Genomic DNA, 19043 nt, shown 5'->3' with positions numbered 1-19043 from the left:
CGGCTCGCTGCTGGTCAACCCGGGTGGCCCGGGCGCCTCCGGCGTCGACCTGGCCGTCTACCTCTCCTTCGGCTCGGCCTTCCAGGGCATCCCGGGACCTCGGCCGCGACGTCGGCCTGCGGATCATGGTGCCGATGGTGTCCACCGCGGACCAGCTCACGCCGGTGCGGGCCGCGGTCGAGGCCGCCGCCGCGAACCTCGGCACGCCGGTGCCGCCGATCGGCGCGATGGTCGAGACGGTCTCCGCCGTACGCGAGATCGACGCCGTCTGCCAGGCGTCCGACTTCATCTCCATCGGCAGCAACGACCTGACCTCCGAGGTGCTCGACCTGGACCGGGTCGACCCGCGGGCCCGCACCGAACTGGCCGCCCACCCACGCGTGCTGGCGCTGATCGGCCGGGTGGTCGAGGCGGCCGTCGCGGCCGGCCTGCCGCCGCTGACCGTCTGCGGCGACGCCGGCTCGCACCCGACGACACTGCCGCTGCTGCTCGGCGCCGGCGTACGGTCGGTCAGCGTGGCCGTGGCCCGGATCGACGAGACCCGGTGGCGGCTGCGCCGGCTGGACACCGGGCAGTGCCGGGCAGTGTTCACCGAGGCGCTGCGGCAGGGTGGCGCGGGCGACGTCGCCGAGTTGGTCGAGGAGCGGATCGAGGTGGCCATGCCATGACTGAAGGCATCGGGCTCGTGGGCATCGTGCTGATCTCGCACAGTGAAGCGCTCGCCGAGGGCGCGGCCGAGCTCGTCCGGCAGATCGCCGGCGGCGCGACCGTGGTGCCGGCCGGCGGGACCGAGGACGGCAGCCTGGGCACCAGCACCGACAAGATCGAGGCCGCGATCGAGGACGCCGACGCCGGCTCGGGCGTGGTGCTGATCCCGGACCTCGGCAGCGCCGTGCTCAGCGCCCGGTCGGTGCTGGCGGACCTGGCCGGCGAGACCACGGCCCGCCTCGTCGACGCACCGTTCGTCGAGGGCGCGGTCGCCGCCGCGGTGGCCGCGGGCACGGGCGCCGACCTGGACGCGGTCATCGCGGCCGCCGAGGAGGCCCGCGATGCCGCCAAGTTCTGACGACGACGTCGCGGAGCGCGTGGTGGTGCTGCCCAAACCGCTGCACGCCCGCCCGGCCGGCCAGCTCGCGCAGCTCGCCGGCCGGCACAAGGAGACCACCGTCCAGCTCGTCGCGGGCGAGAAGAAGGCCAACGCCCGCAGCGTGCTCGCGGTGATGGCGATGGGCGCGGTGACCGGCACCGAGGTGACGGTGACGGCCACCGGCCCGAACGCGGAAGCGATCGCCGACGAGGCCGCCGGCATCCTCACCGCCGCCGAAGCCGCCGACGGCTAGAGCGAGAACCCGGTCAGGTGCCAGCGGCCGAGGTTGGCCACCACCAGCTCCCGCCCGCGGAACGCCAGGTTCGTCGGGTGGCAGAGCAGGTGCGCGGTCTCGTCGTGGGCGAACACCTCGACCTGGCCCGGCGCGGGCACGCGGAGCACCGCGCTCGGCTCGTAGGCGCCCACGTAGAGCACGCCGTCCGCGTCGACCGCGATGCCGTCCACCACGAAACCCGGCGTCTCCGCGTGCGTCCGGACCGGCCCCGCCGGGCGGCCGTCGGCGGTCACGTCGACCGCCGCGATCCGGTAGCCCCACGACTCGGCGATGTAGAGCGTCCGCCGGTCGGGGCTCCAGGCGAGCCCGTTGGCGAAGTTGAGCGGCTCGTCGAGCCACACCTCGCCCCGCCCGTCCCGGTCGTAGCGCAGCAGCCCCACCCGCGGCTGTCCGGCCCGCCCGCTGTCGGAGACCAGCAGGCCGCCGTCGGGCAGGAGCACCGGATAGTTCGGGTTGACCAGCGGGTGCCCGGGCACCTCGGCGCCGAACCGGTCGAGGGTCCCGGTGCTGAGGTCGAGCCGCCAGAGGCCGGGCAGGGCCAGGTCGCACGCGTACAGGGCGTCCGGGCCGAGGGCCAGGCCGAGCAGGAAGCCCCCCGTCGAGGCCACCTCCTCGATCCGGTCGCCCTCGATCCGGTAGATCTGGCCGCCCTCGCCGCCGCACCACAGTGTCCCGTCGGGCCCGACCACGACGCACTCCGCGTGGTCGAGCCGGGGCTTGCTGAGCAGGCCGTCGAAGACGACGTACGGCTCCGGCGCGGACGGGTGCAGCCTCATCCCAGCTCCACGTCGACGAACCGGGGCCGGTAGATGCTCGCGTCCTGGTAGTGCTCGTCGTTGGCCAGCGTGTTGACGTTGTAGGTGAGCAGCAGCCGCCGGTCGGTGCTGTGCTCCGGGTGGATGTGCGAGTTGTACGTGATGATGTTCGGGTTCCCGTAGCTGCCGTTCGGCCCCGTCTCGGGCGTGGTGTAGAGGACCACCGGGTCGGTGAACGGCCCGGTCGGCGCGTCCGCCACGTACGCCAGGATCCGCGCGCTGAACAGCTCGTTGGTGTCGTGGGTGACGAGCAGGTAGCGCCCGCGCCACGGTGTGACGCTGTACTCGTTGGCCACGCCGGTCACCACCCGCGTCGAGTCGGCCGGCTCCGCCGACCACCCGTCGCCCGTCCAGAACTGCCACGGCCGGCGCAGGTCCGTCCCGGACACCCGGGCCACGTGCATGTGCTTCGCGGCGCCGAGATCCTCGACACCGTACACATAGGTGTGTCCGCCGACCCGCTGCAACCACGCCGCCCAGCTGATGGTCGGCGGGAGCGAGGGGAGCGGGTGGTAGGCGACCGGGCGGTCCAAACGGTCCGTGTCCACATGCGCCACGGCGGTGCGCACGTAGCCCAGGTCCCAGCTGCCCGGCCCGGTCTTCGTGTACTCGTTGACGACCTGCTGCCAGAGCTTGCCGGACACCAGGTTCGGGCCCATCCAGTACCAGCTGTTCGCGTCGGCCGGCCGGAAGATGGCGGCCGGCTCGCCGTCGACGGTGCCGGTCACAGTAGACAGTTCGCTGCCGTGCTGCACGAGCACCGAGTTGTTGATGAACGGCGCCGTGGTGGGTCGGCCGCCGTCGGGGTCGACCGGCCCGAGGAACGTGTCCGAGAAGATCCAGATCTCCCGGCCGCCGGACAGCTTCGCGGAATAGGTGCTGTCCGCGCCGGTCCAGCCGACACCCGTGTTGGCGTACGCGGTGAAGAGGTTGTTGAGCGTGGTGTTGGGACTGGCGGAGCGGACGGTGAGAGCGCGACCGGCGGCGACGGCCGGACTTCCGCCTAGCGCCACGAGGCCGGCAGCACCGGCGGCGCCACCGAGCAGGGTTCGACGAGCGAGGGGCATTGCTGTTCCTCCATCAGTGTGCGACCTACTGGGGGAGTGCGGCCGGGTTGACGGCGAGCAGGCCGCCGTCGACCCGGTATTCCGCGCCCGTGACGAACGAGGCGCGGTCGCTGGCGAGGAAGGCGACGACCTCCGCCACCTCGGCAGCGCGGGCGACCCGGCCGAGCGGATGCGTGCGGCCCCAGGTGGCCACCGTCTCCTCGACCGTCGCGTCGCCCTTGTAGAGGTCGGCCGCCCAGCGCAGCATGGGCGTGTCGACCGAGCCGGGGCACACGGCGTTGACCCGGATGTTCTCCTTGGCGTGGTCCAGCGCCATCGAGCGGACCAACGCGTTGATGCCGGCCTTGCTGACCGCGTACGCGGCGACGCCCTGCTGGGACACGTACGCCTGCACCGACGAGACGGCGACGATCGCGCCGCCGCCCCGGGCCCGCAGGTGCGGCAGGGCGGCGCGGCACGTCCGGAACACGCCCTTGAGGTTGACGTCGAGCACCTCGTCCCAGAGCGCGTCGGAGGTCTCCTCGACCGTGCCGTAGCGCTGGACGCCGGCGCTGGTGACCACGATGTCGAGGCCGCCGAACCGGTCGACCGACGCGGCGACGAACCCCGCCACCGCCGCCGGGTCGGTCACGTCCGTGACGGTGCCGAACGTGCCGGTCCGCTCGGCCAGCGTGGCGACCGCGTCGGGCTCCTGCCCGCAGAACGCCACCGCCGCGCCGCCGGCGACCAGCCGTTGGACCACCGCCGCGCCGATGCCCAGCGATCCGCCCGTGACCAGCGCCACCTTGCCGTCGAACTCACCCATCGAGCACCTCCGTCGACCAGTTGAGCCGAAGTGTCCCGTGTGGAGGGGCGGTGAGCGCGGTCCCGTTCGCGACGGCCGCGGCGAGTCCCTCGGTCGGGTGGCTGGAGAACGGTTCCAGCCCGACCACGTACGCCCGGCCCCACCACGGGTAGCCGGTCGTCGCGCCCAGCTCGTGCCAGAGCCACAGGTAGGGCAGCACGGTGGCGTCCCAGCTGACCCGGATGCCGGTGCCGTCGACGGGCTCACGGAGCTCGTACCACCCGGTGTCAGCGAATCCGCTGAGGTAGACGATCTCGCTCGGCTCGCCCGGCGCCGGCACCACGCTCAGGTCGACCGTGCCGCCGTCCGGGCTCGGGACCGCGGGCCACGGATACGGCCCGCCGGCGCGCACCGACCGCAGCGGCGGGTTGATCGCCGACGGGTGCGGGTGCACCTGGATCCCGTCCGGCAGCGTGATCCGCTGTCCCGGGCGCAGGAACGGCCGCCCGTACGCCAGATGCTGGCCCCACATCGCCTCGACCGGCACGGGCGCGGCGTTGGTCAGCTCCTCGTCGAACCGCAGCGTCGCCTCGCCGGAGCGCAGCCGGAGCACTTTGCGCAGGTGCAACGGCGTGCGCCGGGCCGCGACACACAGTCGCACCGCGACCTCGTCGGGCTCGTCGACGAGCACCTCGGCGTCCCAGGGCAAAGCGGTCAGCTCGGCATGCTGGGCGAGGGCCGCGCCCCGATGGCGGGCCGGCGCGCCGCCGTTCGGCAGCACCTCCTGCCAGCCACCCGGATAGCTGTCGAGGAACGCGGCGACGTCGTCGCCCGCCGCGGCGCCGGCGCCCGGTGGCCGCACCGCGTCCGGCGCCAGCCAGACGTGGTCGCGGTCGCGCGGCTTGTGGTTGAACTCCACGATGTGCCCGCCGGTCAGCAGCACGGTCACCCGCAGCAGCTCGTTCTCCAGCACCACGGCCGGGTGCCCGAAGATCGTCACGTCGTGCGCCCGGGCACCCCAGTTGCGGGCCGGGCGCCAACGCGTCGTCATGTCGCTGTGGCGGGGTCGGCCCAGCGGTCGTTGGGCACCAGCGGATACCAGCCGGGCCGGGCCGGGTCCCGGTCGTACGGGTAGCCGCCCAGCTCCTTGTAGAGCTCCGCGTACTCGGCCACCTTGGCCCGGTCGAGCCGCACACCGAGCCCCGGCCCCGTCGGCACCGCGATCGCACCATCCACGTACGACTTCTTGCCGCCGGCGATGATGTCGTCGGTCAGGTGGTGGTAGTGCGCGTCCGCCGCGTACGTCAGGTTCGGCAGCACGGCGCCCAGGTGCAGCATGGTGGCCAGCTGGATGCCCAGCTCGCCCGAGGAGTGCACCGCGACGCCGAGCTGGAACGTCTCGCACACCGCCGCCGCCTTGACGCAGGCCCGGATCCCGCCCCAGAACGTGGTGTCCAGCAGCACCACGTCGACGGCGGGGTCGCGCACGTTGGTGGCCAGCTGCTCGAAGTTGACCACCACGGTGTTGGTCGCGATCGGGATGCCGAGGTCGCGCAGCTGCCGCACCCCGTTGAGGCCCCAGGTCGGATCCTCGTAGTAGTCGTTCGGCAGGTCCCGGATCGCCTCGCCGAACCGCCGGGCCTCGGCCACCGACAGCGCCCCGTTGGGGTCGTAGCGGAACCGGTCGCCCGGCAGCGCCGCCGCCAGGGCCCGGTAGCCCTCGAGCTCGAACCCGGGCGGGAAAACGCCGCCCTTGAGCTTGTGCACGGTGAACCCGTGCTCCGCCTTGAGGGCGCGCGCGTGCGCGACGAGCTGCTCGGGCGTGCGCACCTCGCCGGTGCCGTCGGCGTTCGAGGTCCGGTAGAAGAGGTACGACGCGAACTCCACCTCGTCGCGGACCTTGCCGCCGAGCAGGTCGTGCACCGGGACGTCCAGGTGCTGCCCGATCAGGTCCAGGCAGGCGAACTCGACGGCCGCGAGCATCTGGATCCGGTTGTTGTAGAGGCTCGCCGTCGGGTTGGCGATAGCGAACCGCAGCGCCTCCAGCGCGAACGGGTCGTGGCCGACGAGGTAGTCGCGGAGGCCGTGCACGGCGGCCTCCGCGCTCTCGCCGCCGCCACCCAGCTCGCCGAGGCCGACCAGGCCGTTGTCGGCCTCGACCTCGACGATCGTGCGCACGAACCGTCCCCAGTGCGCCCCGCTCGCGTGCCGCAACGGCGCTTCGAGCGGGACGGTGACGGTGGTCGCCCGGATGTCGACGATCTTCATGCGGGTCAGGCCTCCGCCCGGTCGATCGAGACGGCGACGAAGCCGCCCGGTGGTACGGGCACGCGGGCCGTGCCGTCCGCGACGTCCAGCGCCACCTGGTCGCGTTCGAGGCTGGTGCCGATCTTGGCGGCGGTCATGCCCGGCACGCCCAGTGCGACGCCGACCTGCTCGGGCGCCGTCGAGGACAGGTAGACCACGACGTCGTGGCCCCGCCGCGACGGGCCGAACCCGGCGACCCGGACCAGCGGGTGGTCGACCGTGGCCCACCGGTGCACCGGCGGGGCGAGGGGTGCCCCGACCCCGCCGGTGACCGGCGCGGCCACGAACGGGTCGGCCAGCCCCGCCGCGGCCGCCGCGCCGAGCTCGCGCGGGTCGGCGCCCGGGCGCGACGCGATCGCGTACTGGAACGTGGTCTCGCCCTGCTGCTGCGCCGGGAAGTTGGTGTCCCAGATGTTGTTCAGCGCCCAGGAGTAGACGGTCCCCGGCTCGCCCGGCTCCGGCTTGACCGTCGGCGGGAACGGCGCGTAGGGCAGGAACAGGTCGCCGATCATCGCGAGCGGCGCCTGCAGCGTCGCCCAGGCCGCCGTGACCTCGCCGTCGTCGAAGGCGATCCAGTGCCGGATCGGTTTCATGTGCGCGGCCGCGCCCGGCACCGTGGCCACGTCGGGGCCGCCCACGCCGCCGGTCAGCTCCCACGCCACCGGCGCCGGCAGCGCGAACGGGAAGGCGAAGAAGACGCTCTCCTTGGCCGCCGTGCCGGTCTTCTCCATCCGGTTGGTGATGTCGACCCGCGGGACGCCGTTGGTCACGCTGATCGTGGTGCGCAGCCAGCCGGTGCCCTCGGCGTCGAGCTGGATCTCCAGCGTCTCGCCGACCGCGGTCCGGATCGCCCGCACGATCGTCGGCCGCTGCCCGATCGAGCGGCCGCCGAGCAGCGTCAGGTGCTCGTCGGTGGCCTCGATGTGGCCGGTCAGGTGGTTGATGTGCGGCGCGGTCGAGTACTTGTCGTAGACGTACTGGTTCATGCCCGCGTACGCGTCGCGGTTGACCAGCTCCCGCCCGGCCCGCTTGTCGAAGACCGAGACGATCGTGCCGTCCGCCGGGTCGACGTCGACCCGGTAGAACTCGTTCTGCACCTGCCAGGTCTGGCCGAGGTCCTGTGCCGCGGGTGCTTTCGCCGCGGCGGGCCGGACGTCGAACCGGACGTGGCCGGTGGCCGGCACGTCGGCGGCGACGAAGCTGACCCAGCGGCCGCCGGGCCGGGTCGGCCAGTCCTTCGGGTGCTGCTCCTCCTCGTGGTGCGGCACCGCGTCGCCGGTCCGCGAGTCCACGATGGACAGCGGGGCCTCGAACGGCACGGTGCTCGCCGGCACGAACACCGTGGCGAGGTCGGTCCGGCCGGCCTGGCCGAGGTTGGTCACGAGGTACGCCGCCGGTGCGCCCTCGGGCGCGGTGTACCGGGCCCCGAGCCGGTGCGCGCCCGCCCGCCGCAGGTCCTCGGCGTCGTCGGCGGCCGAGTAGGCCATCTCGCACTTGCGGGCCCACTGCATGCCGCCCGAGTCGAAGCCGTCCTCGTGGTCGTGCCAGGGGTTGGCCGCGCCCCAGGTGTGCTCGTCGAACAGGCCGAGCTTGTCGTAGATCGCCTCGACCGCGGGCGCGGCCTCGCCGGCCGCGCCGGCAAGCTGGTGCAGCGTCTCCGCGTGCCGCACGGCGTGCTGCGCGCGCCGGGCATAGCCCAGCGGCCGGGCACCGGAACCGAGGCCGTCGGCCCACCAGTCGGTCCAGTCGCCCGCGTGCTCCTCGATCCGATCGCCGAAGCGCTGCTGCGCCTCTTCGAAGAACTCGGTGTTGGTGGCCATCCGCAGCTTCGGGTACGCGTACGCCTCGTTCCAGGCCCGCACGATCGACGGCGGCAGGATCGACGGGCCGGCGTTGTCGGCGTTGCCGCCCTGCACCCGCAGATGCAGCAGGTCGTGCGGGTACGGCTGCTTCGACAGCCCTTCGACGTCGAGCACGCTCCAGCCGAACGCCTCCGAGCCGTAGGGGACCGGCCGGTGCGCGATCTGGTGCAGGTAGCCGGGCAGGTAGTCGACGGCGGCGGCGAAGCTCTCCGCCAGGCCGACGACGTTGCCCTCCATGTAGGCCATGCCGTGCGAGCTGTCGGTGAACCAGACCAGCACCCGGTTGCCGGCCGGCGACCGCCACCAGAACGGCCGGCCGAGGTCCTGGCCGCCGGTCAGGAACGGCACCGAACGGCCGGCCCAGTTGTGTGCCGCCGACAGGTACCGCACGCCGCTGGCCGCGAGCGCGTCGACGAAGCCGACCACCGCGCCCGGCACGTCCGTGTGCATCGCCGAGGTGACCGGGATCCCGTGCCGGTCCCGCAGCTCGTCGGTGAACCGCAGCATCCGGTGCAGCTCCTCCACCGAGCAGGCCTCGGTGTGCAGCTGGAACGGCATCGCGGTGACTTCGATGCGGCCCTGCTTGACCAGCTCGACGAAGCGGGCGACGGCGGCTTCGTCGCGCGACTCGAGGAACCGCCGCACCGGCAGCGCGGACTCGACCGTCCAGCGGAACCGGGCGTCGTCCGGCCACTCGTCGGTGGCCGTCGACAGCTCGACCGCGGAGTCGAGGTACTCGAGGTGGTTGCGCAGGACCACGCCCTGGCGGTCGGTGTACCCGATGTCGAGGTGCGAGTGGTGCACGACGTGCACGGTGAACTTGCGCTGTGGTTCGACCGTGAACGGCCCGGCCAGGCCGGCGGCGCTGACGGTCACCGTGCGGGGAGCCGTCACCTCCGGCAGCCACAGGTCGATCCAGCCGCTCTGCACGACACCGGTGTCGAGAACGGTGTCGCCGTCGGCCAGGGTGGCGGTGCCACCGCTGCCGCCCTGCACGGTCACCCGGATCGCCTGGCGGCCGTCCTTGCGGAACAGCGGCAAGGACGCCGCCGTCACCTTGACTCCGTCGCGCTCCGCGACGGTCGCGGTGCCCGCGGCCCGCAGGGTCGCGCGCATGTCCTCGTAGCCCGGCGAGCCGAGTCGGGCCCGCAGCAAACGGCTGGTCATGCTGTCCTTCCTAAGGTTCTCAGAACTGGCCCAGGGCGAGGCCGCGGGCGAACATCCGTTGTGCGGCCAGGAAGACCGCGACGGTGGGCAACGACATGACCAGCCCGGCGGCGAGCAGCACGGGCACCGAGCTTCCGGCGTACGCACTGGACAGGGCCGACAGCGCGGTCATCACCGGCCGCACCGGGTCACTCTGCGAGAGGGTCAGGCCGAAGAGCAGGTCGTTCCAGATGAACGCGAACTCCAGGATGAAGACCGCGCCCAGTGCCGGCAGGGCCAGCGGGAAGTAGATCCGGCGGAAGATGAGCCACGTGGACGCGCCTTCGACCCTTGCCGCCTCGAACATCTCGTACGCCACGCCGGTGAAGAAGTTGCGCATCACGAACGCGGCGAGCGGGATGCTGATCGCCGTGTAGATCAGCACGAGGCCGAACCGGCGGTCGTAGAGGTCCGCCCAGCTGTAACCGAGGAACAGCGGGATCAGCAGCATCTGGGTCGGGAACACCGTGCCGCCGAACAGCAACAGGAACCACCAGAAGCCCGCGCGCAGCCGGAGCACGACGATCGCGTACCCGGCCATCGCGCCGATCACGACGGCGAGCGCCGGCCCCACGACGCTGTAGAGCGCGGTGCTGGCGATGCTCTCGCCGATCCCGGCCGCGTCCCACGCCTCGCGTAGGTTGGTGAACAGTCCGAAATGGGGGTCCGGCGTCCAGATCTTCTCGGCGTCGTAGTTCTCGGTCGGCTTGAACGCGTTGACCAGCAACAGGTAGACGGGTAACAGCCAGATCAGCCCGAGCACCGCCAGCGTGCCGCGACGGGCCACCCAGCCCAGTCGGCTCTCCTTCATCGCAGCTTCTCCTGTCCGCGGATCTGGAAGCGCAGGTAGGCGACCGTGACCGCGCCGGTGACCAGGGTGAGCACCAGGGCCACGGCCGACCCGTACCCGTAGTCGCTGGAGACGAAGGCGTCGCGGTACATGGTCACGGCGAGCGTCTCGGACGACCGTCCCGGACCGCCCTGCGTGGTCACCCAGACGATGTCGAACGTCTTGAGGCTGGCCACCAACGACAGCCCGACGACAACCGTGGTCAGCGGGGCCAGCAGCGGCCAGGTGATGTGCCGGAACATCCGGAAGCCGGACGCGCCGTCGAGCCGGGCCGCCTCGAGCGGCGGCGTCGGGATCGACTGCAGGCCGACCAGGAACAGCAGCGCGTTGACCCCGCTCTGCTGCCAGGTCATCGCCACGATCATCGCGATCGTGTTGTACGGCGCCTGCTGCAGGAACGAGATGTCGGCGCCCGGCAGGTGCAGCAGGCGCAGCAGGTCGTTGGCCGCGCCGTCGCTCTGCAGGATGAAGCCCCAGATCACGCCGAGGCCCGCGCCGGAGAGCGCGTACGGCAGCATGAACGGCAACCGCAGCAGCGTGCCGCCCTTGATGCCGTAGCTGAGCAGCGCGATCAGCAGGCCGATCGCGACCGGCACGATCGTGGTGCCGACGACCCAGAACAGCGTGTTGCGGACCGAGGTGGTCAGTGCCGGGTCGTCCAGGAACTTCTTGAAGTTGTCCAGCGCCACCCACTTCGGCGAGGTGAGCCCGTCGTAGTCGGTGAAGCTGTAGAACACCGTGTAGAGGAACGGCGCGTAGAGCAGGGCGGCGACGACGAGCACCGCGGGTGAGATGAACCCGAGTGCGCTCCAGCCGGTGCCCAGGGACCGCCTGCTTTTCGTGGCGCTCGTCGTCGCCGTCATGTCAGTTCGACTTCCAGTAGTCGTCCGACGCCTTCTGGATGGTCTCGAGCTGCTTCTGGAAGCTGCCGGGGTCGACCATGAAGGCGCCGAAGCCGTCCAGGGCCGCGGTCAGCACCGCCGGCGGCACGGCTTCGAAGAACCGGTTGGCCAGCGCGTACTTGCCTTCACCGGCGTCCTTGTTGAGCTGGTTGAGGCTCGGGTCCTTGATCTGCACCTTCGGGTTCGCCGAGACGTCGCCCCGGCTGTTGGCCCACTGGTCCTGTGCCTTCTCCTGGACCCACCACTTCATGAACTTCGTGCTGGCCTCGGGGTTCGGCGCCTTGGTCAGCGAACAGAGCGGGCCGCTCTCGAAGGCCACGGTGGTGGTCGGCAGGCTCGGCGTCACGTTCGGCACGACGAACATGCCGTAGTCGCTGTCGGGCTTCATGCCCTGCGTGGTCATGTTGGTGTTGAACCAGGTGCCGAAGAGCCCCATCGCGACCTTGCCGGACTTGAGCATCGCCTCGGGCTGGTCCTTGCTGCCCGGGTCGCTGAAGTAGCCCTTGTCCTCCATGTCCTTCCACTGCTGCATCACCGCGACCACCTTGGGGTCGGTGAACTTCGCCTTGCCCGTCGCCAGGTCGTTGTAGAGCTGCGGGTCGGTGCCGATCAGCAGCTGCTGGAACCAGACGAAGCTGAACAGCACGGAGGTCTGGTAGAAGGGCGTGACGCCCTTGGCCTTGAGGGTGTCGGCCGTCTTGATCAGGTCGGCCCAGCTCGTCGGCGGCTGCACGCCGGCGTCGCTGAAGACCTTCTTGTTGTAGAACATCACCCAGTACGAGACGTTCGCCGGCACGCAGTACTGCTTGCCGTCGATCGTGTAGTAGGGCTCCAGCTCCTTGGACACGTCGCCGTTGGCGATCGCGTCCTTCCACAGGTCGCTGGTGTCGGCCACCTGGCCGGAGTCGACGATCTCCTTGAGCCGCCCGCCGGTGCTCCAGGTGAACAGGTCCGGCTTGTTGTTGGTGCGGAAGGATGCCTTGATGAACGCCTCGTACGTGGGCTCGTCGGTGTAGCCGACCGGGGTCACGCCGAGCCCGATCTGCTCCTTGGAGAGCTTTCCGACGCCCTCGAAGTAGGTCTTCCAGGCGCCCTTGTCGTTGTAGAGCTTGACCTCCGTCGCGGTCGCGGAGGAGCTGTCGTCGCCGCCTCCACCGCATGCGGTGAGGGTCAACGTGACCGCGGCGAGGGCCGCGATCGCCAGGCGGCTGGTGCTGCTGGCATAACGCCTCACGGTGCCAACCTTTCGTCGATCTTCTGGGGGTCCGCCGGCTGGCGGAGCGAGGGCAGCCGGCGGTGGACGACGTCGGCCACGTCCTCGAGGTGTCGCCGCATCAGGCGCTGGGCGAGGGGTTCGTCGCCCGCGTCGATGGCGGCCAGGACGCTCCGGTGCTCCTCGTGATCGCGGGCCCGGTCGTCGAAGATGTGCAGGATCGCTCGCTGCTCGGCGGCGTGCACCGAGAGCAGCGAGTCGAGCACCTCGTGCAGGATCCCGTGACCGCTGGCCGCGGCGACCCGGAGGTGGAATGTGGTGTTGGCCTGGTGCAACCGGCCGTCGTCGCCGCTGAGGTGCCGTTCGGCCAGGTCGAGCGTCTCGTGCAGAGCCGCGGTCGACGTCGCGTCGCGGTGCCGGGCGGCGAGGCCGGCGAGGTAGGGCTCGATCAGCAGCCGCGCGTCGAGCAGTTGCGCGGCCTGGACGCCGCCGAGCGTCGGGGGGTTGGGGTTGGCGATCACCACCCGGTCCAGCGCGGCCGCCACGTACATGCCCGAGCCGTGCCTGATGTCGATCGCGCCGGTGGCCTGCAACTGACGCAGGGCCTCCCGCATGGTGGGTTGGGCGACGGCGAACCGCTCCGCGAGGACGCGCACCGCGGGCAGCCGGTCGCCGGGCCCGAGGCCGTCCGCGCGGATGAGCTCGACGATCCGGGCGATGAGCGCGTCAGAGAGGCTCGGCCGCAGGCCGGCGTCCGTTCGCGTTCCCTCGACCGTCACGCCACGTGCTCCTTCATGTTTCCGTCGCGTTAAGTGGCCAAGAGACTAGATGACTTGCTCTCTAGCTGTCTAGAGGTCTGGTCGGCTGGTGCTGGCTCTTGTCCGACCGGGAAAGTGGGTGACAATGTGGACCTGTCGCAGCCGTGGAGGTCCTGGTGTCCCTGAGCGCTACGCCCGTGTCCCGCCCCCGGCTGCTCGACGAGCTGACCGGCCGGATCCTCGCCCAGATCCGTGACGAAGGGTTGCGTCCTGGTGACCGTCTGCCGTCGTCACGTGCGCTGGCAGAGCGGTTCCTGGTCGCGGTGCCGACCGTGCGCGAGGCGCTGCGCCGGCTCGAGGCGACCGGCGCGGTCGAGCTGCGGCACGGCTCCGGCGTCTACGTGAAGGCCGACGTGGCCAGGCTGATCATGGTCAACCCCAACCGGCTGCGCCTCGACGCGGACGCGATCCGCGACCTGCTCGAAGCGCGCGAGCTGATCGAGCCACACCTGGCCGCGGCCGCCGCGCGCAACGCCACCGACGAGCAGCTCGCCGAGCTGGCCGAGGCGTTCTCGCGCACGACCGACGCACTGGCTGAGGACCAGCGCCTGCACGCGGCCAACATGGGCTTCCACCGCACGATCGGCCGGCTCGGCGGCAACCGCGCGCTGACCCAGGTGCTCGAGTCGCTGATCGACCTGCACGACCAGGAGCAGCGCCATATCCTCGACCTCTACGGCGACCGCGACCACGACCACGAGGTGCACGGGGCGATACTGGCGGCCATCCGCAGCCGCCGGCCGGAGAAGGCGCGGCGGCTGATGACCGACCACCTGCGCGACGTCCGCGAGGTGGTGATCGCCGCGCTGTCCCGGAGGGCTGATGACGCATCCGAACCTGGACCCTGAGCTCGCCGCCTCGCTGAAGGCCTTGGAGACGCCGTTCGAAGAGCTCAGTTCGCGCTCGTACGCCGAGTTGCCCGCCGCGCGCGAGCCATGGCTGGTGGAGCCCGCCGCCATGGCTGACCCGCGGGTGGTCATCTCGGACGAGCTGGCCGGTTCGGTGCCGGTCCGGATCTTCCGCCCCGCCGGCGTCTCCGGCGTGCTGCCCGGTTTGCTGTGGATCCACGGGGGCGGCCTGCTGGTGGGCAGCGCGCGCAGCGACTCCGCGCCCGTCGGCTACACCGCCGAGGCGCCGTGCGTGACCGTCTCGGTCGACTATCGGCTCGCGCCCGAGCATCCGTACCCGGCGCAGGTCGACGACTGTTTCGAGGCGTGGTGCTGGTTCTTCGACAACGCCGCGGCGCTGGGCGTCGACCCGGCCCGGATCGCGCTCGGCGGTGGCTCGGCCGGTGGCGGGCTGGCCGCGGCGACCGCCCTGCGTGCCCGCGACGCGGATGGTCCGTCGCCGGTCTTCCAGATGCTGGTCGCGCCGATGCTCGACGACCGCGGCCGGACCGGTGCCGAGTTCGACGAGCCGGCGATGGGTTGGACCGCGTCGTCCAACCGGTACGCGTGGCGCGCGGTGCTCGGCGACGCGGCCGGTGGGCCGTCCGTCTCGCCGTACGCCGCTCCCGCCCGCGCCACCGAGCTGGCCGGCCTGCCGCCGACCTACCTGTGCGTGGGGGAGCTGGAGGTGTTCCGTGACGAGTGCGTCGACTACGCGGCCCGGCTGCTGCGGGCCGGTGTTTCGACCGAGCTGCACGTGTTCGCGGGCGCCTTCCACGGTTGGGAGTTCTTCCCGTCTGCCGCGCTGAGCCGCCGGTCGGTGGCGGAGCGGACCGACGCGCTGCGCCGGGCGCTGTATCCGGCCTGAGCAACCGTCATCGCGTCCACCGGGCGGTACGCGGGTACCGGGGTGCGGGCCGACTGTGTGCGTCCGGGTACGGTCGACTCGCCCTGTCGGCGGCGCCCTGGTCGCCGCCTGAGCGAAGGAGAAGCGGCATGCGACTGATGCGGATCGGCCCGGCCGGCGCCGAGCGTCCCGTCCTGCTCGACGCGGCGGGTCAGCACTTCGACCTGAGCGGCGTCACCGCCGACATCGACCCGGCGTTCTTCGCCGCGGACGGCATCGAGCGGGTACGCGCGGCGCACGCCGCGGGTTCGTTGCCGGTCTTCGACGCGACGGGCCTGCGGGTCGGCGCCCCGATCGCCCGGCCGAGCGTGGTGCTCTGCATCGGCATGAACTACGCGGCCCACGCCGCGGAGTCGGGTGCGGCCCCGCCGGAGCAGCCGGTGATGTTCTACAAGGCGCCGAACACGGTCGTCGGCCCGGACGACGAGGTCCTGATCCCGCGCGCCTCGAAGGAGACGGACTGGGAGGTGGAGCTGGCGGTCGTGATCGGCCGGCGGGCCCGCTACCTGTCGTCGCCGTCGGAGGCGCTGTCGTACGTGGCGGGCTACGCGATCGCCAACGACGTCTCGGAGCGCGAGTTCCAGCTGCGCCAGAGCGGCGGCCAGTGGTCGAAGGGCAAGAGCTGCGAGACGTTCAACCCGCTCGGGCCGTGGCTGGTCACCGCGGACGAGATCCCGGACCCGCAGGCGCTGCGCCTGCGCTCCTGGGTCAACGGCGAGCCGCGCCAGGACTCGTCGACGGCCGACATGGTCTTCTCGGTGGCGACGCTGATCCACCAGCTGAGCCAGATCACGGTCCTGGAGCCGGGCGACCTGATCAACACGGGCACCCCCGAGGGCGTGGCCCTGTCGGGCCGCTTCCCCTACCTCGCGGCCGGCGACGTGGTCGAGCTGGAGATCGAGAGCCTCGGCCGCCAGCGCCAACTCGTCGGCCAGGCCTGACCGTCCTCGGGGCGGCCATGGTGACGCATCACGCGAGCTGCGCGCCTGGCGTGCAGCTCGTGGGCGCCCACGCAGCGCGGCGGCCACGTCGTGCGCATCGCGTCCGCCCTCAAGCAGGGCCTCGCGGGCTGAACACGTGTGCGCGGCGGGGCCCGTCACGAGCCCTCGCCGCGCGCCCGTTCAAAGAGCGGTGCAGGTCAGGCTCGGGTTCGGCGCCGCGCCGTTGGCCTGGAAGCCGAACTCCGTTGCCGCACCGGCACCCAGCCGGCCGTTGTAGCCGACGTTCGTCACCTGTGTCGTGCTGCCGGACCCGCTGAACTGACCGTTCCACGAGTTGACCACCGTGGAGCCGGCCGGCAACGGCAGGCTCACCCGCCAGCCGTTGACGCCGCCGCTGCCGGCGGTGACGCGGACCGCGGCCACGTACCCCGCCGGCCAGGAGTTCGTCACCCGGAACACCGCGGTGCAACCGCCCGGCCCCGGTGGCGGGGTGGTCGGCGGGTTCGACGTCGGCGGGTTGGTCGGGCCGCCGCTGTCGAGACCGAAGAACGCGATCGCCGCGGCCGCCTGGACCGGCAGGTTGTGCGGCGTGTTCGCCATGCTGATCGCCTCGACCTGGCCGGAGCCGTACCGGGTGCGGGTCCAACCCGACTGCGGGCTGTCGGTCGACGTCGGCGTCTGGCTGATCCCGTGGACATTGGTCCACTGCTTGATCGCTTCGCCGAAGTTCACGTACGACAGCGTCTCGTCGTTGGTCCCGTGCCAGAGCTGCACGCGCGGTCGCGGACCCGAGTAGCCGGGGTATGCGTTGCGGACCAGGTCGCCCCACTGTTGCGGCGTGCGGGTGAGCTGACCCTGCGCGCACTGGCTGTTCCACTTGCCGGGCCCGGCGAAACAGCCAAACGGCACCCCGGCGAAGGCGGCGCCGGCCCGGAAGACGTCCGGGTACGCGCCGAGCAGCACGTTGGTCATCATCGCGCCCGAGGAGACGCCGGTGACGAACGTGCGGTCGGGGTCGGCGTTGAGGTTCTGCTGCGCGTACCGCGTCATCGAGACGATGCTCAGCGAGTCGCCGCCGCCGTTGTGGGTCAGCGTCGCGGTCGAGGCGACGTCGAAGCAGCCGTCGCTGGCGGTGACGGATGGATAGACCACGATGAAGCCGTACCGGTCGGCCAGCCGCGCGAACTCGGTGCCGCTGTAGAACGCGGGCCCGCTGCCGGTGCAGTAGTGGACGGCGACGAGCAACCCGGGCCGGGCGGCGACGCGGTCGGGGACGTAGAGATACATGCGCAGGTTGCTGGGGTTGCTGCCGAAGTTGGTGACCTCGGTCAACGACGCCGCCCTGGCCGGCGACGCCACGAGCAGGGTCGCCGCGACGACCGCGGCGGCGAACACGATCCAGAGGGCATGAAGTGCTCTGGGAAGCCTCATCTCGCTCCTCAAGCGGGGGGTGCGCGGACGCCGCGGCGCGCGCGCACGAGCGCTGCCGTTGCCCTCCGGCAGATGACGAACCCGTCGGCTCCCGCCCGCAGCGTAGGCGCCGGCGTCCCCACCAGGCACGCGTTTTCGAAACCCTGTCCATTGGGTACCGGCGTGCCCGTGAACGCGTGGATCGGGCCGCACCCGAAGCGCATGATGGCGCTCGTCGCGGCCGTGACTGTCGGGGTTGGCCTCGGCCTGGTTGTCATGGGACTGGTCCGCAACGGCGCGGGCGACTGGTTGATCATCGCGGTCGGCTCGGGGTGCGTCGTGCTGACGCTCGCCTTGATCCCGCTCGCCCGCCGCCGGGGCCGGCGCTGACGTCTGGTTCACCTTCCCGATCGACGTGCGCGATCGACCCCGCCCGGCATCACTTCGAACTGTCGGCTGGTGACGGCAGATGGTGCGGGTTGGCGGTGACGTAGACCGCGCGGCCCTGTTGCCCGACGACCAGGCCCTGTGTGCGGAGGACGATCATCGCGCTGCCGATCGTCTGTCGGCTGACCTGGTATGCCGCACACATCTCGCGGCAGGTGGGGAGAGTCGCGCCGGGCGCTAGCTGGCCACTGACGATCTGCCGACGGATGTCATCGACGATGTCCAAGTAGCTCGGCCTGCGGCCCATCGCAGCCCTCCCATCACTGGTTACAATGGCTACTATCACCGCCGCCGAGCATGGCGTCAAGGGCAGGTCGGGTCTTTGGCCGCCCGACTGCCCTCCGACTACCGGTCGCGTAGATGGTGCTCGGCGGGGAGCGCCCCGCCGAGCACCGTTGGAACTCAGTCGAAGCAGCCCATGCCGTACAGGTTCGACAGCAGCGCGCTCGCGGTCGCACTGTCACCGCTGTCGTGGTAGTAGTTCCACAGGTTGAACCCGTCGAAGCAGGCCGCCGGGATCATGGCCTCCGTGCTGCTCGAGTCGGCCGCCGGTCCGGTGGCGATGACGACCGCTGCGATGCCGGCGGCAAGCGCGATCGGCACCGCCGCGAATCTCGCGATGGCTCTGGACACTGTGTCCCCTCCTGACTGTGGTTCCGAGCGCTACCGTGCCCCCGCGTCCGGCGAGGACAGCCAACGGCGCGCATCTTGCGGTAGGGATTCGCCGCGGAAGCGTCGTTGGATGGCGCGTCAGTTTCACGAAAGGCGCGCGAACGGCCGTGGATCCTGAACGCCCGGGCGGCTTCGCGCGTGCGCACCTGCGCGAACACCATCCCCGGACACGTGCAAGGAGGGTTCCGATGAAGCTGTTCACGATGAGGCGCACCGGCGTCGGCCTGGCGCTGACGGCGGGCTCCCTGGCGCTGGTGACGACCCTGGGGTCGCCGGCGGCGGCCACCGAGGTGAGCCCGGTATTCGGCGGCACGGGCATCGGCAGATCGGTCGAGCGTGGGATTCAGAAGGCGATGGACGACGTCGAGGTCTCGGCGCGGGGCGAGGGCTGGCTGGGCGAGTGCACCATCCTCGCCGTAACACTGATCGAAGACATCTCCGGTACGACGTTCACGGCGTTCCGCGTCTCGGTCGACGCGACCTGCCTGCGGTAGTCAACTGCGGGCCAGCGGGATGCAGCCCTGTCCGACCGCGGACGGGGCTGCATCGACTACGAGCCCCCGATCGCCGGCG

21 protein-coding genes are annotated in these 19043 nt (G+C 71.6%); 8 read left to right on the top strand and 13 right to left on the bottom strand.

What is annotated here, in order from left to right:
* The first annotated feature begins 125 nt into the window (after window positions 1-125).
* From AB0H87_RS14625 to AB0H87_RS14615, 3 genes are read left to right on the top strand one after another with little or no spacing between them, the layout of a single operon-like run.
* On the top strand, window positions 126-668 hold the full coding sequence (locus AB0H87_RS14625; protein WP_360144327.1) for a putative PEP-binding protein: 543 nt from the start codon (window positions 126-128) through the stop codon (window positions 666-668).
* Window positions 665-1066 carry a dihydroxyacetone kinase phosphoryl donor subunit DhaM gene (gene dhaM / locus AB0H87_RS14620; RefSeq protein WP_360144324.1) on the top strand — a complete coding sequence of 134 codons (402 nt, stop codon included), beginning with the start codon at window positions 665-667 and terminating at the stop codon, window positions 1064-1066. The genes AB0H87_RS14625 and dhaM overlap by 4 nt, the downstream gene beginning before the upstream one ends.
* Entirely contained in the window at window positions 1050-1340 is a 291-nt protein-coding gene (locus AB0H87_RS14615) for an HPr family phosphocarrier protein (protein ID WP_360144318.1), read from the top strand. The genes dhaM and AB0H87_RS14615 overlap by 17 nt, the downstream gene beginning before the upstream one ends.
* Here AB0H87_RS14615 and AB0H87_RS14610 read toward each other — a convergent pair.
* From AB0H87_RS14610 to AB0H87_RS14565, 10 genes are read right to left on the bottom strand one after another with little or no spacing between them, the layout of a single operon-like run.
* Window positions 1337-2158: an SMP-30/gluconolactonase/LRE family protein gene (locus AB0H87_RS14610; protein WP_360144315.1), complete on the bottom strand. Its 822-nt coding sequence runs from the start codon at window positions 2156-2158 to the stop codon at window positions 1337-1339. The genes AB0H87_RS14615 and AB0H87_RS14610 overlap by 4 nt on opposite strands.
* A complete protein-coding gene (locus AB0H87_RS14605) occupies window positions 2155-3264 on the bottom strand; it encodes a DUF4185 domain-containing protein (RefSeq protein WP_360144312.1) in 1110 nt (369 codons plus the stop codon). Before AB0H87_RS14605 ends, AB0H87_RS14610 begins: the two co-directional genes overlap by 4 nt.
* Before the next feature lie 25 nt (window positions 3265-3289).
* Entirely contained in the window at window positions 3290-4069 is a 780-nt protein-coding gene (locus AB0H87_RS14600; RefSeq protein ID WP_360144309.1) for an SDR family oxidoreductase, read from the bottom strand.
* The gene (locus AB0H87_RS14595) at window positions 4062-5099 is read right to left on the bottom strand and encodes a hypothetical protein (protein ID WP_360144306.1); all 1038 of its coding nucleotides are present in this window, start codon (window positions 5097-5099) and stop codon (window positions 4062-4064) included. Before AB0H87_RS14595 ends, AB0H87_RS14600 begins: the two co-directional genes overlap by 8 nt.
* Window positions 5096-6316, bottom strand: a complete 1221-nt coding sequence (locus AB0H87_RS14590) for an enolase C-terminal domain-like protein (RefSeq protein WP_360144304.1) — start codon at window positions 6314-6316, stop codon at window positions 5096-5098. Before AB0H87_RS14590 ends, AB0H87_RS14595 begins: the two co-directional genes overlap by 4 nt.
* Before the next feature lie 5 nt (window positions 6317-6321).
* Window positions 6322-9384 carry a glycoside hydrolase family 38 C-terminal domain-containing protein gene (locus AB0H87_RS14585; RefSeq protein WP_360144301.1) on the bottom strand — a complete coding sequence of 1021 codons (3063 nt, stop codon included), beginning with the start codon at window positions 9382-9384 and terminating at the stop codon, window positions 6322-6324.
* A 19-nt stretch (window positions 9385-9403) separates the two neighbouring features.
* Entirely contained in the window at window positions 9404-10234 is an 831-nt protein-coding gene (locus tag AB0H87_RS14580) for a carbohydrate ABC transporter permease (protein ID WP_360144298.1), read from the bottom strand.
* Entirely contained in the window at window positions 10231-11136 is a 906-nt protein-coding gene (locus AB0H87_RS14575) for a sugar ABC transporter permease (protein WP_360144295.1), read from the bottom strand. Before AB0H87_RS14575 ends, AB0H87_RS14580 begins: the two co-directional genes overlap by 4 nt.
* Window position 11137: 1 nt before the next feature.
* Window positions 11138-12409 carry an extracellular solute-binding protein gene (locus AB0H87_RS14570; protein WP_360144292.1) on the bottom strand — a complete coding sequence of 424 codons (1272 nt, stop codon included), beginning with the start codon at window positions 12407-12409 and terminating at the stop codon, window positions 11138-11140.
* A complete protein-coding gene (locus AB0H87_RS14565; protein ID WP_360144289.1) occupies window positions 12406-13167 on the bottom strand; it encodes an FCD domain-containing protein in 762 nt (253 codons plus the stop codon). Before AB0H87_RS14565 ends, AB0H87_RS14570 begins: the two co-directional genes overlap by 4 nt.
* Before the next feature lie 155 nt (window positions 13168-13322).
* Between AB0H87_RS14565 and AB0H87_RS14560 the strand changes: the two genes are divergently transcribed.
* The 3 genes from AB0H87_RS14560 to AB0H87_RS14550 all read left to right on the top strand — a co-directional run bounded on the left by AB0H87_RS14560 (window position 13323) and on the right by AB0H87_RS14550 (window position 15941).
* On the top strand, window positions 13323-14054 hold the full coding sequence (locus tag AB0H87_RS14560; protein WP_360144286.1) for an FCD domain-containing protein: 732 nt from the start codon (window positions 13323-13325) through the stop codon (window positions 14052-14054).
* Window positions 14029-14961 carry an alpha/beta hydrolase gene (locus AB0H87_RS14555; protein WP_360144283.1) on the top strand — a complete coding sequence of 311 codons (933 nt, stop codon included), beginning with the start codon at window positions 14029-14031 and terminating at the stop codon, window positions 14959-14961. Before AB0H87_RS14560 ends, AB0H87_RS14555 begins: the two co-directional genes overlap by 26 nt.
* 128 nt (window positions 14962-15089) lie before the next feature.
* Complete coding sequence (locus AB0H87_RS14550; protein WP_360144280.1) at window positions 15090-15941, top strand: fumarylacetoacetate hydrolase family protein; 852 nt, start codon at window positions 15090-15092, stop codon at window positions 15939-15941.
* Window positions 15942-16121: 180 nt separating this feature from the next.
* Here AB0H87_RS14550 and AB0H87_RS14545 read toward each other — a convergent pair whose 3' ends face one another.
* Window positions 16122-17372, bottom strand: a complete 1251-nt coding sequence (locus AB0H87_RS14545; RefSeq protein ID WP_360144277.1) for a PHB depolymerase family esterase — start codon at window positions 17370-17372, stop codon at window positions 16122-16124.
* A 168-nt stretch (window positions 17373-17540) separates the two neighbouring features.
* Here AB0H87_RS14545 and AB0H87_RS14540 point away from each other — a divergent pair, with 168 nt between their 5' ends.
* Entirely contained in the window at window positions 17541-17741 is a 201-nt protein-coding gene (locus AB0H87_RS14540; RefSeq protein ID WP_360144274.1) for a hypothetical protein, read from the top strand.
* 49 nt (window positions 17742-17790) lie between these two features.
* Here AB0H87_RS14540 and AB0H87_RS14535 read toward each other — a convergent pair whose 3' ends face one another.
* Both AB0H87_RS14535 and AB0H87_RS14530 read right to left on the bottom strand, forming a co-directional pair.
* Window positions 17791-18045 carry a winged helix-turn-helix domain-containing protein gene (locus AB0H87_RS14535; RefSeq protein ID WP_360144271.1) on the bottom strand — a complete coding sequence of 85 codons (255 nt, stop codon included), beginning with the start codon at window positions 18043-18045 and terminating at the stop codon, window positions 17791-17793.
* A gap of 155 nt (window positions 18046-18200) precedes the next feature.
* A complete protein-coding gene (locus AB0H87_RS14530; RefSeq protein ID WP_360144268.1) occupies window positions 18201-18401 on the bottom strand; it encodes a hypothetical protein in 201 nt (66 codons plus the stop codon).
* A gap of 257 nt (window positions 18402-18658) precedes the next feature.
* On the opposite strand from AB0H87_RS14530, the gene AB0H87_RS14525 reads away from it, so the two are divergent.
* The gene (locus AB0H87_RS14525; protein WP_360144265.1) at window positions 18659-18964 is read left to right on the top strand and encodes a hypothetical protein; all 306 of its coding nucleotides are present in this window, start codon (window positions 18659-18661) and stop codon (window positions 18962-18964) included.
* Window positions 18965-19043: the final 79 nt, after the last annotated feature.

This window comes from Asanoa sp. NPDC050611, assembly GCF_040654855.1.
Taxonomy (GTDB): Bacteria; Actinomycetota; Actinomycetes; order Mycobacteriales; family Micromonosporaceae; genus Asanoa.
This window is presented reverse-complemented; position numbering and strand designations above follow the sequence as displayed.